Source organism: Paraburkholderia sp. BR14374 (assembly GCF_040948685.1).
Classification (GTDB): Bacteria; Pseudomonadota; Gammaproteobacteria; order Burkholderiales; family Burkholderiaceae; genus Paraburkholderia; species Paraburkholderia youngii.
On the sequence record NZ_JBFPKF010000007.1, the window covers coordinates 265513 to 279612 of the forward strand.

Here is a 14100-nt window from a genome sequence, read left to right on the forward strand (position 1 = left end):
CCGCCGCGCGGTTGCGCTATCAGGAGGGCCACTGCAGCTTGCAGCCCGTTTCACTCTCGGGAGGTGCGGTCTTGTCACCCGCGATCACGCGTTCCACGCGGAACAGGTCTTCCGGGTCGCCGGCCGGCTGGGATAGCGCTTCGCCCACGAACGACGACGTCATCAGCTGGTGATCCCCCTTGCGGTAGTAGCACTTGTTCGGCTGCAACTTGACGTCGTCCGCCAATTCGAAGCCGCCGAGCGCTTCGGCGAGCTTTCTGGCGTCGAGCGTCTTTTCCTTGTTGGCGATGGCGGCCAGCGTATGCACCGATGTATAGCCGAACCAGTGACGCGCGGTGGGAACCTTACCGCCGTTCACCTTGCGGATGTCGGCCACGAACTTCTCGACTCCCGGCACCCCCGGCTGCTTCCAGTACCACTCGAACATCCAGATGCCGACACGCGCGTCCGGCGGCATCGCCTCGAGCGATTCGAGCTCCTGCTGCAGCCCGGCAACGTGGATATTCTTGCCGATGCCGAACTGAGCGATCTGCTTCAGGCAGTTGACCATGTCGGAGCCTTGCGGGAGCACCAGCAGCACGTCGGGATTCGCCGCGCGCGCCTTGATCAGATAGGCGGAGAAGTCGGTCGTGCCGAGCGGGGTGAGCTCGTTGCCGGTCATCGTGCCACCGAGCTTCTGCAGATCGGCGGCCGCGGCCTTCTGCAGCGTGTGGCCGAACGCGTAGTCCGGTGTGATGAAATGCCACTTCTTGCCGTACTTGGTGAACAGCAGGTTCGCGACGGCGTTCGCCTCCATGCTGGTCGTGTTGCAAACGCGATAAACGTTCCATTTGCAGTCGACACCCGTGATCGTATCGGTGTGGCCGCCCGAAACGATATGCAGCACCTTCTTCTCATTGCTGACCTGAGAAATGGCCTGGGCGATACCGGAGTTCACGTCGCCGATCAGGAACGTGACCTGATCGCGTTCGATCAGCTTGCGCGCCTTCTGCACGCCGGTGCCGACGTCGTTTGCCGAATCTTCGACCATGAGCTCCAAGGGTCGTCCCAGAATGCCGCCTTGGGCATTGATCTGCTGAACGGCAAGCCGTGCGCCCGTCACTTCATTCTGTGCTACTGCAGCATAAACGCCCGTCAGCGGATCGACCATGCCGATTCGCAACGGAGCTTCGCCGCGCGCCTTGATGATGAAGGGCGGCGCCAATTGCAGTGCGGCAGTTGCGGCAGTTGCTTTGAGTATGGTGCGCCGACTGAAAGCGGGGACACGACCTGGTGTTTTCATAGGGTTCTCCCTCACCGTGATGTCGAATCTTTCGAACCGCCGAATGGTGTGTCCGCGCGTGCGAAACGCGCGCTATTCGATCTTGAACGCGTTCAACGGAATCCACAAGACTCCGTTTTCCCGCTATCGGATGCGCGACCGCGCCTGTGTATGGTTGCCATATGACTTCCGTCTGGAAGCCAATCTTCTGCAATTCGCAGACGCGATGCGAGCGATAAAGTTGGCGGGCGTGTGCCGCGCAGTCGACAGACAAGGCGCAGCAAACTAGATTCTCGAGAAGTCGTAGTCTCGTTCAACAAGGCAAATACGGGTTTTGTAGGATTCGTACCATTTTTCCCGGCCGGCCTGTTGTGCTACCAGATGCATTGAATCACGTTTCCAAGCGGCGATGGATTCGAGGCTATCCCAATAGGAAACCGTAATTCCAAGTTCCTCCCGCGCAGACTCGACGCCCAGGAATCCGGGCTGTTTTGCGGCCGCCTCGACCATTGCATCGGCCATGTCTGCGTATCCGTTGTCCCCGGGGGTTCGGATGGACGTGAAGATCACCGCGTAATAGGGAGTGGCTCTGGTGTTCGCTATCGACATTGTTACCTTCCTTCGGTCTTTTGCTATTAATGGTTTTGAAGTGCACATTGTCGGCGATCCGTGTCACGTCGTCGAGCCGCGTGTTTAGAACCGGGTTAGCGAGCTATCTGCCGTGCAATATACTTCCGTATAGCCAGGAGACTGGCCCTCGAAGCCAGGGCGGATAGCGCTCTTCCAGTAACGAAGTGCTAATAGGGGCAATCAAATGCGAAACTGGCTCCTGATTCCGACAAAAGAACAATGGAATAAATGGTCTTTGCCCAGCAAGCTCACTTGTGCTGGGACTTACGTCGGAATTCTGAGTCTTCTTTTGACAGTTCTGTTCTTTGTTTGGCCGCTGATCTTTGCGTCCGATCCGACAGAAAAACGGTTGGACGGTGCGTTGCTTGCCGCAATCGAAGATGCCAAATCCATCCGGAGTCAGATTTCGTCACTCAAACAAATGGGGGAATTGAAATCGAAGGGTAACGATATTGCCGTTCCCTCATCCAAAGACGGCCCAGTGATAGTCGAGTCTTCCGCAATGAAGCAACTGATGGATGACGGCGATTTTTATCAACGATTGTCACCGCTTCTTCGCGAAAGACTGCCGAAGTTCATCCAAATAAGAAATGCTCTGCTGAATGGGCTCGGCCGGGCGCAACCAGACATTACGCAGCTCGGGACGCTCCGTCTTTTGGATATCGAGCTCGAAACCGAAACTAATTGTCTCATTCTCGAACGTCAGCTTCGTTCAGGCGAGATGACGAAGGATCTGCACGACGAATTATTTAATGCGGCGCTTGAACTTCAGGTGTTAAGAATGCGTCCTCCAGCACCAGGCGACCGCGGTAACCTCCCTGGCCACACGCCTGGCCCATCGGCAGAGAGCCAGGTAAAAGATCCGCCGGGGCAGTGAATCATGCTGCTTTAACCGCCGACTTAATAGTTATTGCGAGACGCGTCGCTCACGACCGCTGAGGTGCGAACGGCCAACGAGTGCCGACCGACCAGGGCAACGTCTGAACGTCAGCAATGACCTGACTGATTCTGGCCGGCCGCAGCACTACGACGACTACCCGTCATTTCCCAGCATGGTTCGACGACATCCCGCTGCACCGCAATGACACGCGTACTGGGCGCGAACCTCGTCGGTGACCGCACCGTCCACTGACAGACCGTAGTTGATGAAAAGCTCCTCCCCGGGTGCGATCGTGGCGAGCGCATGAATGAACACCCGGTCGCCCGTTTCGATGGCCTCGCAGTTGGGGGCGCACGCATGGTTCAGATACCGCGCGCTGTTGCCGCCGCGGCTGCCGTCGATCACGCGTCCATCGGACAGACCGAACACGAACGTGTGGCCCGCGTCGGCTCGCTGACGCGCGGCGGCGCGCCGCCAGCTGGTCACTTCCCCCTTGTACTCGATGACCCGTTCGCCCGCGGCGATCGGCTGCAGCGCGAACAGTCCCATGCCATGCACGGGTGAGCGTCGTGCGGTGATGCGTCGCAATCGCATGTTGTCGTTTCCTTCGCGACCCTCGGTCGTTGCATGTGGTTTAGCGGCGATGCGAAGCATATCGCCACGCACTCGCGCGCTCAATATATTTCTTTATAAAACTGCAACTAACTGTCAAGGACCGCCGCGCCAGGAGTTCCGGCTTCGCCGCAAAGAGGCTGGCAACGCCCGACGGTCAGAGGGAGGCCATCAAGTCGCATGTCGGCGCCATCACTGGCGCAACAGTCGGCTCAGGCAAACGAGCGGCTGGCCGCCGCCGCGCGCTTGCGCAGCCAGTTCATGCAGGCGAAGAGGGCGATCGCGAACGCCATCAGCAGGGTGGCCACGGCGAGGATCGACGGGTCGATCTGGTCACGGATGCCGCTCCACATCTGCCGCGGCACGGTGCGCTGCTCCGGGCCGCCGATGAACAGAATGACGATCACTTCGTCGAACGATGTCGCGAATGCAAACACACTGCCGGTTGCGACGGCGGGCGCGATCAGCGGCAGCGTGACGCGACGAAACGCGACCCACGGCTGCGCACCCAGACCCGACGCCGCGCGAAGCAGGCTTTGATCGAACGACAGCAGCGAAGCGGTCACGGTAATCACCACGAAGGGCGTACCGAGCGCTGCATGCGCAAGCACGACGCCGGTATACGAATTGACCAGCCCGAGCGGCGAAAAGACCAGATAAAACCCCGCCGCGACGACGACGATCGGCACGATCATCGGCGACACGATGACTGGCATGATGATCGAGCGGTAAGGGAACTGCGCGCGGCTCAGGCCGAGCGCGGCCAGCGTGCCGAGCACCGTCGCGATCAGCGTCGACGCCGCGCCGATGCCGATGCTGTTCGCAAACGCGCGTTGCCAGTCCGGCGAACTCAGCGCCTGCGCGTACCAGCGCAGCGAGAAGCCCTGCATCGGGTACGAGAAGAACGAGCCGGAGTTGAACGACAGCGGCACGATCGCGAGGATCGGCGCGACGAGGAAAAAGAAAATCAGCGCGCAATGCACGCGCAGTCCCGCGCCCGAGATGCGTTCCGAGAGTAGCCGGGTTCGTCCGTCTTTCATCTGAGTCTGCCTGTGATCAACTATCCGAATGAGCGACAACCAGCTAGCGGCGTTTGCGCGGCGCGTTAGCCGAAGCGCAAGCGGTCGATACCGACCAGCCGGTTGAAGATGAAATAGAACACCGCCGTGAATGCGATTAGATAACACGACAGCGCACCCGCGAGTCCCCAGTTGAGCTGATCGTTGGTCTGCGACGCGATCAGCTGGCTGATCATTTCGTCGCCGGCGCCGCCTAGCAGGGCGGGGGTGATGTAATAGCCGAGCGCGAGCACGAACACGAGAAAACATCCCGCGCCGACACCCGGCAGCGTCTGCGGAATATACACACGCACGAAGGCCACGGCCGGATGCGCGCCGAGCGATTTCGCCGCGCGCATGTACACGGGCGACACGCCCTTCATGACCGAAAAGATCGCGAGGATCATGTAGGGCAGCAGGATGTGCGTCATGCCGATCAACACACCCGTGCGATTGAAAATCAGCGGCAGCGGATGGTTGATGATCCCGAAGCGGAGCAACGCGCTATTGATCACGCCACCGGGTTGCAGCAGCACATACCACGCGGTGGTGCGCACCAGCAGCGAGGTCCAGAACGGCACGATCACGAACAGAATCAGCCGGTTGCTCTGGTTCTCAGGCAGTGTCGCGAGCAAATAAGCCACCGGGTAGCCCAGCACCAGGCACAGCAGCGTGACCGTCGCACTGATCGTGACCGTGCGCCCAAAGGCCGCGCGGAAGATGGCGCTGTCCGCCGCGACGGACGTCACCGAACCATCAGGCGCGACTTGCGCGTCGACGGCGTTCAGCAAATAGTCGGGTGTGGGCGAGATCGACGCACGCTTGAGCAGACGCCAGGTTTCCGGCGCGTTCCAGCGTTCATCCAGATCGATCAGGGCGGGTTTCCATTGCGCCGGCGTCTCCGAACGTGTGGCACGCGCCGTCTTGAACAGCAGGCTGCGGAACTCCGGTTGATAGAAGTTCATGCGCCGCGCGATATTGCCGAGCTGGCCGGATTCGCTGGCGTCCTTCAGGTCGTGCGCGAGTGCGGCGAAGGCCGGTTCGCCGGGCAAGCCCGCGCCGTCCCATCCGGCCAGCGTTGCGCTCAACTGCGGCATGCCGGTGCGCACTTCAGGGTTTCGCACACTGCGCGCGAGCAGGCTCGCGATCGGTGCAACGAACGTCACCAGCAGAAAGACGAGCAACGGCAAAGCCAGCAGCAATGCGCGCATCGCGGCCTTGCGGCGCGCAGCCCGGAACGACTCGCGGTTCGTGGCCTGCGGGCCGCGGCCGAAAGGGGCGGTGGATGGCAGCGGCGTGTTCATCGTGCTCGATCTCTCGGGTGACGTTCGTTCGATCCGGCGTTACTGCGTCAGCCAGTTCTGGAACCGCTTGTTGATCGCATCCGCGTTGTCGGCCCAGAACGTCGCGTTGATCTGCAGCGGACGCTTGAAGTTTTCCGGCGCCGTCGGCAGATCGTTCAGACGCGCCTTGTCGATCAGCGGAATGGCGTCCTTGCGCGGCGGCGCGTAAGCGATGTACTTCGACAGGTCCGCATAGGCCTGCGGCGTCGAGGATGCGACGATGAACTTCTGCGCCGCGTCGGCATGCTTCGCACCGTTGACCACGGCCCACCATTCGTAGTCGTACACCTGCGCATCCCAGACGATCTTGAACGGCTTCTTGTCCTTGTGCACGGCGTCGTCGATACGGCCGTTGTACGCCTGGGTCATCACGACCGCGCCGTCGGCGAGCAGTTGCGGCGCCTGCGCACCCGCTTCCCACCAGACGATGCTCGGCTTGATCGTGTCGAGCTTCTTGAACGCGCGGTCGACGCCGGTGGGCGTGGAGAGCGTCTTGTAGACGTCCTTGGGCGCCACGCCATCGGCGATCAACGCCCACTCCATCGCGACCTTCGGCGACTTGCGCATGCCGCGCTTGCCGGGGTACTTGTTCAGGTCGAAGAAATCGTTGATGGTGGTCGGCGCGGTTTTCAGCTTGCTGCTGTCGTACGCATAGACGGTGGACCACACCATCGCGCTGACGGCGCAATCGCTGATCGAGCCCGGCAGGAAGTCGCTGGTGTTGCCGAGGGCCTTTTTGTCGAACTTGGCGATCAGGCCTTCGTCGCAAGCGGTGATCGCGTCGTTGGTTTCGAGGTCGATCAGATCCCAGGTCGGGTTCTTCGACTGCTCCATTGCCTGCAACTTGGCGAGGCCGCCATCGTAGGACTCGGTGGAAAACTGGTTGCCGGTTTTCGCGGTGAACGGTTCGAACCATGCTTTTTTCGCGGCCGCTTCATACGCACCGCCGAAGGTGACGACGGAAATCGTGTCGGCCGCGTGAACCGTGGCTGTGGCAAACAGCCCGAGCGCGCATGCCCCGAGGGTGGTCCGGAATGACGAGAACGTGGTCTTCATTTCTAGTTGGCTCCTGCGATAAGTGGCGAGGCGGACGAGGGAACGGCAACAGTGGAATAGTCGGCGCCGCCGGACACGGCGGAGGATTTCGGCGCGGCCGCCATCGCGGGCAGCACCTTGCAGTCGTCGCGTCGCCAGGTCACGGCGGTCTGACGGCCGAGTGCGGGCAGATCATGGTGCTGGGTGTTCGGCACCTTGACGACCATGCTTTCGCCATGGCCGAGCTTCAGATGTACGCGATGATGGTCGCCGCAGTAGACGAGCTCCTCGACCAGCGCGTGCACGACGTTCATGTTCTGTCGTGTCGCTTCCTGCACGGCTTCCGGCGTCGCGGCGATGTGCGCGCGCTCGGGTCGCAGCGCCAGCATCGCCGCGTCGCCTGACGCGAGCCCGGCGCCGGGGCGTCCGCGCACCGTGCTGCCGTCGGCCAGTTGCATCGCGGCCCATTCGCCGCCGTCGGAATTGACGCGACCGGTCAGTCCATTGTTCTCGCCGACGAAATTGGCAACGAATGCGTTTGCCGCGTTTTCATAGAGCTCGGTCGGCGTGGCGGCCTGCTGGATGCGTCCATCGGAAAACACGGCGACGCGGTTCGACATCGTCAGTGCTTCGTTCTGGTCGTGGGTCACATAGACGATCGTCAGCGACAGTTCGCGATGCAGCCGCATGATTTCGTATTGCATGGTTTCGCGCAAGCGCTTGTCGAGCGCGCCGAGCGGCTCATCCATCAGCACCACGCTCGGCTCGAAAACCAGCGCGCGAGCCAGCGCGACACGCTGCTGCTGGCCACCCGACAGCTGCGACGGCCGCCGCCCCGCCAGATGCGATAACTCCACCATGTCGAGCACGCGCGTCACGCGCGTTTTCTGTTCGCTGCGGCTCACCTTGCGCACGGACAGCGGAAACGCGACGTTCTCGGCAATCGTCATGTGCGGGAACAGCGCATAGTTCTGAAACACCATGCCGATATCGCGCCGATGCGGCGGCTTGTCGTCCAGACGCTTGCCGGCAAGGCGGATTTCGCCGCGGGTCGGCGATTCGAATCCCGCCAGCATCATCAGTGTCGTGGTCTTGCCGGAACCGGACGGACCGAGCAGCGAAACGAATTCACCGTGCCCGACGTCGAGATCGAGTCCCTCGACGACGCTATGCACGCCGTCGTATGACTTGCTGACGCCGTCGAACGAGATAAATGGTTGGCTTGACATGGGGATCTCGGCAGAGTGTTGGCGGTCTATGCGGGGCGGCGCATCACGTCGCGCCCACGCGTCCCGCCAGATAGCGGGCGAAGTCGTAATTCGGCCGTTCGAGAGGGCTCAGGTGGCCGGGCTTCGCGAGTGGCGCGTGCACACCGCGAAACACCGCCTCGACGCCGCGCCGGTCCTCGGCGTTGACTTCGTCGAGCAGCGTCTTGAGCGTCGCCATATAGTCGGCGGCGCGCGGATCGTCGACGAATTCCGGCGCGAGGCCGCCGCCGAAGCGGATATGCACGCGGCCGACGCCGCGCGGCTGCAGGATCAGATACCAGAAGTAGCCGGGGGTCAGCGTGATCAGGTGGGTCGGGTAGATCGCCAGCAGCGCGGTGGTACGACGCCAGTGCCCTTGCAGGCGCGTGTTGGCGGGATGCGCGTTGCCGATCGGCAGCGATGCTTCCTTGGTGATCCAGTGATAGTTGAACGCCGGCAAACCCGGCGGACATTCCATTTCTTCGAGCTTCGAGTGCGGTCCGACCGTTGCGCGATGCAGCATCGGCAGGTGGTAGCTCTCCATGAAATTTTCCGCGAGGATCTTCCAGTTGGTGTCCCACACGTGCTCTTCGTGGAAGGTCTCGACGTAGTCGCCCATGCCGTACGGCGCGATCAGCTTCGTCAACTCGGACAAATGCGATTCCACCGCAGGCGCGCGCGCGTTGAGCGTGACGTAGATCCAGCCTTGCCACGTTTCGCAGCGCACGGCAGGCAGCCTGTATTGGTCCTTGCAGAAGCCCGGTTGCTGATCCATCAACGGCGCGCCCGCGAGCGCGCCATCGAGCGTGTAGTTCCATGCGTGATACGGACACACGATCCGGCGCACGTTGCCGCGCCCTTCGAGCAATACCGACATGCGGTGCAGGCAAACATTAGAGAATGCGCGCAACGCGCCGCTCGCATCGCGCAGCACGAACACGGGCTGGTCGTCGATCTGCGCGGTCAGGTAGTCGCCGGTCTGTGCCAGCGCGCTCGCGCGGCCCACGCACAACCACTCGTTGCGAAACACGTCGCGCTGTTCGAGCGCGAGAAACGCCTCCGACGTGTAGACGGCCGGCGGCATCGCGTGTGCATCCTCGAACGGACGCTCGCAGTTCTCGCGCAGCGCGTGAACGATGTCGAGCTCAGTGTCCGTCGACTGAAGAATGGCTGACATAGGGGCCCCCCATCAGTGTTTGCATCCGATGAGCACCAATCTAACAATCCAAATTGCTAGGTAAAATATTGTTTTTGCATGCAGTGCATAGCATATGGCTATGCAGTGACACTTCCGGGCTCCTGTTAGCCGATGCGCAGACGCCGGATATACGTTTCACAGAATGCCGAAAAGCGTTTCACCACCTCGCGCGGCTTGACGGCGGCCGATAGCGCAATGCCAAGCGTCGTCGCATTGACACTCTCCCTGAAATGTTTAATCACGAAGTCGCCGCCGTCCACGGTCCGGGTCGACTTCAGCGGGAAGTTGAGTATGCTGTAACCCAAGCCGTTGGCGACCATGCCACGCACCACTTCAGGCTGTGACGAGCGGAAAGCCGCGGTAGGGCGGCTGCCGACCGCGTCGAACAGCGCGGAAAAGTACTCGCGGCTATGCGGAAGATCCAGCATCACATAAGGCTCGGGCAGCAGATCGGCCAGCGACACCTGGCGTGCCCGTGCAAGCCTGTGTGTTTTGGGCAGGATGACATACGGTGGCAGCGAAAGCAGCGGGGTAAACGCGATTCCATCGGTGATATCGAGGCTGTAGGTCAGCGCGATATCGAGCGAGCCGTCGTGCAGGCCGCTCAAGAGCGTGTCCTGATGCGCTTCCGTGGTACGGAAGGTGATCGCCGAATAATCCTGCACGAAGCGGCTGATGATGCCGGGCATCAGCGGCGGCGCCAGCGACACCATGCAGCCGAGCGAGATGGAGCCCGACATGCCGCCATCGATTTCGGTCGCGGTCAGCTGTAATTCTTCGGCGTTCTGAAGCAGATTGCGAGCGTGGCCGAGCAGATCGCGGCCCGGCTGCGTAAGCGACAACCCGCTCGCGTGATGGCGGATGAACAGCTGGACGCCGAACGATTCCTCCAGATCCGCGAGCGACGTCGAGATGGACGGCTGAGAGATGTGCAGCCGCTTTGCCGCGGCGGTGAAGGAAAGCGTTTCGGCCGTGACGACAAAATACCTTAGCTGACGCAACGAGTAGCGGATCGAGGTGCCGTCCATCAATTGCTCCGTGTTCGGTCGAACCGATTGTCGCTCGACAATTGTCGCTTGCATAGCGAAAAACGATGCAAAGCATTTTTAAAATATAGTTTTTGTTGCCCGCCGCGCGGCGTACATTCTGTCCGACCGAGAGACCCGAATCCAGAGCGCATTTCAGAAGGAGAAGGCCATGGCGGCTGAAAAATTGTCGATCGACACGCTAGTCATAGGCGCGGGTCAGGCTGGCGTGGCGATGAGCGAGCACCTGAGCAAACTCGGCGTGCCCCATCTCGTGCTGGAGCGCGACCGCATCGCGGAACGCTGGCGTAGCTGCCGCTGGGATTCACTAGTCGCGAATGGTCCCGCCTGGCACGACCGCTTCCCTAATATGGAGTTCGAAGGACTCGATCCCGATGGCTTCGCCGGCAAGGATCAGGTCGCCGAGTACTTCGAAGCCTATGCGCGCAAGTTCAATGCGCCGATCCGCACCGGCGTCGAAGTCACGAGCGTCGAGCGGCTGAAGGGCCGGGCAGGATTTGCGGTCGCAACGTCCGACGGCACGATCGAAGCCCGTCGCGTCGTCGTTGCGACCGGGCCGTTCCAGCGTCCCGTCATTCCCCCCATCGCGCCACAGGACCTCGAGCTCACGCAGCTTCATTCGGCCCACTATCGGAATCCTGAGCAACTGCCCGAAGGCGCGGTGCTCGTGGTGGGCGCGGGGTCGTCCGGCGTGCAGATCGCCGACGAACTGCAACGCGCGGGCCGCAAGGTTTATCTATCCGTCGGTGCGCATGACCGTCCGCCGCGCGCCTACCGCGGTCGCGATTTCTGCTGGTGGCTGGGTGTGCTCGGCGAATGGGACAAGGAAGTCGCCGTGCCGGGACGCGAGCATGTGACCATCGCTGTCAGCGGCGCGTACGGCGGCCAGACCATCGATTTTCGCCGGCTCGCGCATCGCGGCATGACGCTCGTCGGCACGACGAAATCGTTCGCGAATCGCGTGGTGACCTTCGAACCGGACCTCGCCGTCAATCTGAAGCGTGGCGACGAATACCTGATGTCGCTACTCGACACCGCCGACGACTACATCGAGCGCAATGGCGTCGACCTGCCGGAAGACCCCGACGCACGGCTGATTCCACCGGACCCGGAGTGCGTCACGCATCCGCTGCCGGACCTGGATCTGCACGAGGCGGGGGTGAGCACGATCATCTGGGCCACCGGCTATGCGGTCGATTTCAGCTGGCTGCACGTGAACGCGTTCGACGATAAAGGCAAGCCGCAGCATCAGCGCGGCGTATCGAAGGAGCCCGGCGTGTATTTTCTCGGCCTGCCGTGGTTGTCGCGGCGCGCGTCGTCGTTTATCTGGGGCGTCTGGCACGACGCCAAGCACATCGCCGATCACATCGTCACGCAGCGCAAATACCTCGCCTATCGCGACGCGTCGCAGCGTCAGCAGGACTCGCGCGGCGTGCATGGCGCGCATGCACCCGATACCGCGTGCGACGCATCGCACGCACCGAAGACCAAAGAAGTGGGAGTGAACTGATGCCTACGCATACCCGCATCCGCATGTTCAATACGAAGGACACGTACCCGAACCAGTCGCTCGATAACGATCTTTGCCAGGCCGTTCGCGCGGGCAATACGGTCTATGTGCGCGGCCAGGTGGGTACGGATTTCGACGGCAACCTGATCGGTCTCGGCGATCCGCGCGCGCAGGCCGAGCAGGCGATGAAGAACGTCAAGCAGCTTCTGGAGGAAGCGGGCAGCGACCTGTCGCATATCGTCAAGACGACGACCTACATCACCGATCCTCGTTATCGCGAGCCGGTGTATCAGGAAGTCGGCAAATGGCTGAAGGGCGTGTATCCGATTTCGACGGGGCTTTGCGTCAGCGCGCTCGGCCAGCCGCAATGGCTGATGGAAATCGACGTGATCGCCGTGATTCCGGACAACTGGACGCCCGTGCAGGCTTAAAGGATTCCCATGACATTCTCGATCGTCGGACGTTGTGAGAAGACGGGTCAACTCGGTATCGCGATCAGTTCGTCGAGCATTGCGGTGGGTGCGAGATGCCCGTGGGCGCGCGCGGGCGTCGGTGCGGTGGCGACGCAGAACGTGACGCTGCCCGCGCTCGGGCCGCAGATTCTCGATCTGCTCGAAAGCGAGCGTGTCGCGCCGGATGCGGCGCTCGAACGGGCGCTAGGCGCGAGCGAATGGAGCGAGTACCGGCAGGTGACGGTGATCGACAGCGAGGGTCGAACCGCGCTGTTCACCGGCAAGGAAGCCCTCGGCGTGCATCACGCGGTCGCGGGAAATCAGTGCGTGGCAGCGGGTAATTTGCTCGCCGGCAAGCCGGTGATCGACGCGATGGTGAAAGCGTTCGAGAGCGCGCAAGGCGAGCTTGCCGATCGTTTGCTGCACGCGATGCATGCTGCCGTCGAAGCCGGCGGAGAAGCCGGGCCCGTGCATTCGGCGGCTTTGAAGATCGTCGATACACACGTCTGGCCGGTCGTCGATCTGCGTGTCGATTGGGCGGATGACGATCCGATCGGCAAACTCGACGCGCTATGGCAAGCGTATCGGCCGCAGATGCGGGACTACATCGAGCGCGCGTTGAATCCCACCGCCGCGCCGAGCTACGGAGTGCCCGGCGATGAGTGAGTTGGCGAGCCGTACGCTGCTCGAACGGCTGATCGGTTTTGCGACCGTCAGCCGCGACTCCAATCTGGAACTGATCGGCTTCGTGCAGCAATACCTCGCGGATCTAGGTGTGGAAAGCGAGCTATTTCATAACGACGATCGCACCAAGGCGAATCTGTTCGCCACCATCGGGCCGCGAGACCGTGGTGGCATCGTGCTGTCCGGGCATACCGACGTGGTGCCCGTCGAGGGTCAGGCATGGAGCGTGGAGCCGTTTCGTCTCACCGAGAAAGACGGGCGCCTCTACGGACGCGGCACGGCCGACATGAAAGGCTATATCGCGTCCGTGCTGGCGGCAGTGCCCGCATTCCTGAAGCTGAAGCTCGATGTGCCGGTGCATCTCGCGTTTTCATATGACGAGGAAGTGGGCTGTCTCGGCGTGCGGCCGATGCTGGCCCAACTCGAAAAGCGCGTGCATAAGCCGCGCATATGTCTGATTGGCGAGCCGACCGAATTGAAACCTGTGCTCGGCCACAAGAGCAAGCTCGCGATGCGCTGCCACGTGAAGGGCGCGGCATGTCATTCCGCGTACGCGCCACAGGGCGTCAACGCGATCCAATACGCGGCGCGGCTGATCCACCGGCTGGAACAGATCGGCGACGAACTCGCGCAGCCGGAACACCATGACGCGCGTTTCGATCCGCCGTTCTCGACGGTGCAGACCGGTGTCATCAAGGGCGGACGCGCGCTGAATATCGTGCCCGCCGAATGCGAGTTCGATTTCGAAGTGCGGGGCGTGCCGGGCTTCGATCCCAACAGGGTGGTGGACCAACTGCAAAGCTACGCGGCAACCGAACTGCTGCCGAAGATGCGCGCGGTGCAGCCCGATACCGACGTTCGCGTGCAGATGCTGAATACGTATCCCGGACTCGCGACTTCGCCCGATAGCGACGCGGCACGGCTGCTTGCGACGTTGAGCGGATCGGAAGAATACGCAACGGTCGCGTTTGGCACGGAAGGCGGACTGTTCACGCAGGCGGGCATTCCAACCGTGGTCTGTGGACCCGGCAGCATGGACCAGGGCCACAAGCCCGATGAGTTCATCACAATCGAGCAACTGAACCGGTGCGACGCGATGTTCGCGCGCCTCGCTGAACATCTACGAAGCGTGAAGTAGCCCGGT

15 protein-coding genes are annotated in these 14100 nt (G+C 62.0%); 6 read left to right on the forward strand and 9 right to left on the reverse strand.

Features of this window, described 5'->3' with window-relative positions; all coding sequences use genetic code 11:
• Nucleotides 1-19: 19 nt before the first annotated feature.
• Nucleotides 20-1150, reverse strand: coding sequence for an ABC transporter substrate-binding protein (locus AB3X86_RS19060; RefSeq protein ID WP_368597193.1), 1131 nt, complete (start codon nucleotides 1148-1150; stop codon nucleotides 20-22).
• On the opposite strand from AB3X86_RS19060, the gene AB3X86_RS19065 reads away from it, so the two are divergent.
• Nucleotides 1149-1550: a hypothetical protein gene (locus AB3X86_RS19065; protein ID WP_368597194.1), complete on the forward strand. Its 402-nt coding sequence runs from the start codon at nucleotides 1149-1151 to the stop codon at nucleotides 1548-1550. The genes AB3X86_RS19060 and AB3X86_RS19065 overlap by 2 nt on opposite strands.
• Here AB3X86_RS19065 and AB3X86_RS19070 read toward each other — a convergent pair.
• Nucleotides 1547-1870, reverse strand: a complete 324-nt coding sequence (locus AB3X86_RS19070; RefSeq protein ID WP_368597195.1) for an antibiotic biosynthesis monooxygenase — start codon at nucleotides 1868-1870, stop codon at nucleotides 1547-1549. The two genes, AB3X86_RS19065 and AB3X86_RS19070, sit on opposite strands and share 4 nt — an antisense overlap.
• Before the next feature lie 205 nt (nucleotides 1871-2075).
• On the opposite strand from AB3X86_RS19070, the gene AB3X86_RS19075 reads away from it, so the two are divergent.
• On the forward strand, nucleotides 2076-2768 hold the full coding sequence (locus tag AB3X86_RS19075) for a hypothetical protein (protein ID WP_368597196.1): 693 nt from the start codon (nucleotides 2076-2078) through the stop codon (nucleotides 2766-2768).
• A gap of 156 nt (nucleotides 2769-2924) precedes the next feature.
• On the opposite strand, the gene AB3X86_RS19080 is transcribed toward AB3X86_RS19075, so the two are convergent.
• From AB3X86_RS19080 to AB3X86_RS19110, 7 genes are all read right to left on the reverse strand, one after another.
• Entirely contained in the window at nucleotides 2925-3365 is a 441-nt protein-coding gene (locus AB3X86_RS19080) for an SET domain-containing protein (protein WP_368597197.1), read from the reverse strand.
• A 230-nt stretch (nucleotides 3366-3595) separates the two neighbouring features.
• Entirely contained in the window at nucleotides 3596-4423 is an 828-nt protein-coding gene (locus AB3X86_RS19085; RefSeq protein ID WP_368597198.1) for an ABC transporter permease, read from the reverse strand.
• A gap of 65 nt (nucleotides 4424-4488) precedes the next feature.
• Nucleotides 4489-5745 (reverse strand): ABC transporter permease, encoded by a 1257-nt coding sequence (locus AB3X86_RS19090; protein ID WP_368597199.1) that lies wholly within the window; start codon nucleotides 5743-5745, stop codon nucleotides 4489-4491.
• Between the two features lie 39 nt (nucleotides 5746-5784).
• Nucleotides 5785-6840 carry an ABC transporter substrate-binding protein gene (locus tag AB3X86_RS19095; RefSeq protein WP_368597200.1) on the reverse strand — a complete coding sequence of 352 codons (1056 nt, stop codon included), beginning with the start codon at nucleotides 6838-6840 and terminating at the stop codon, nucleotides 5785-5787.
• A gap of 2 nt (nucleotides 6841-6842) precedes the next feature.
• Nucleotides 6843-8048, reverse strand: a complete 1206-nt coding sequence (locus AB3X86_RS19100; protein ID WP_368597201.1) for an ABC transporter ATP-binding protein — start codon at nucleotides 8046-8048, stop codon at nucleotides 6843-6845.
• Between the two features lie 43 nt (nucleotides 8049-8091).
• Nucleotides 8092-9243, reverse strand: coding sequence for an SRPBCC family protein (locus AB3X86_RS19105; protein ID WP_368597202.1), 1152 nt, complete (start codon nucleotides 9241-9243; stop codon nucleotides 8092-8094).
• A gap of 125 nt (nucleotides 9244-9368) precedes the next feature.
• The gene (locus AB3X86_RS19110; protein ID WP_176366571.1) at nucleotides 9369-10292 is read right to left on the reverse strand and encodes a LysR family transcriptional regulator; all 924 of its coding nucleotides are present in this window, start codon (nucleotides 10290-10292) and stop codon (nucleotides 9369-9371) included.
• 169 nt (nucleotides 10293-10461) lie between these two features.
• Here AB3X86_RS19110 and AB3X86_RS19115 point away from each other — a divergent pair, with 169 nt between their 5' ends.
• The 4 genes from AB3X86_RS19115 to argE are packed head-to-tail and all read left to right on the forward strand — an operon-like array spanning nucleotide 10462 to nucleotide 14094.
• Entirely contained in the window at nucleotides 10462-11820 is a 1359-nt protein-coding gene (locus AB3X86_RS19115) for a flavin-containing monooxygenase (protein ID WP_368597203.1), read from the forward strand.
• Nucleotides 11820-12251: a RidA family protein gene (locus AB3X86_RS19120; protein ID WP_368597204.1), complete on the forward strand. Its 432-nt coding sequence runs from the start codon at nucleotides 11820-11822 to the stop codon at nucleotides 12249-12251. The genes AB3X86_RS19115 and AB3X86_RS19120 overlap by 1 nt, the downstream gene beginning before the upstream one ends.
• A gap of 9 nt (nucleotides 12252-12260) precedes the next feature.
• Nucleotides 12261-12938 (forward strand): DUF1028 domain-containing protein, encoded by a 678-nt coding sequence (locus AB3X86_RS19125; protein ID WP_368597205.1) that lies wholly within the window; start codon nucleotides 12261-12263, stop codon nucleotides 12936-12938.
• Nucleotides 12931-14094, forward strand: a complete 1164-nt coding sequence (argE, locus tag AB3X86_RS19130; protein ID WP_368597206.1) for an acetylornithine deacetylase — start codon at nucleotides 12931-12933, stop codon at nucleotides 14092-14094. Before AB3X86_RS19125 ends, argE begins: the two co-directional genes overlap by 8 nt.
• Nucleotides 14095-14100 lie beyond the last annotated feature (6 nt).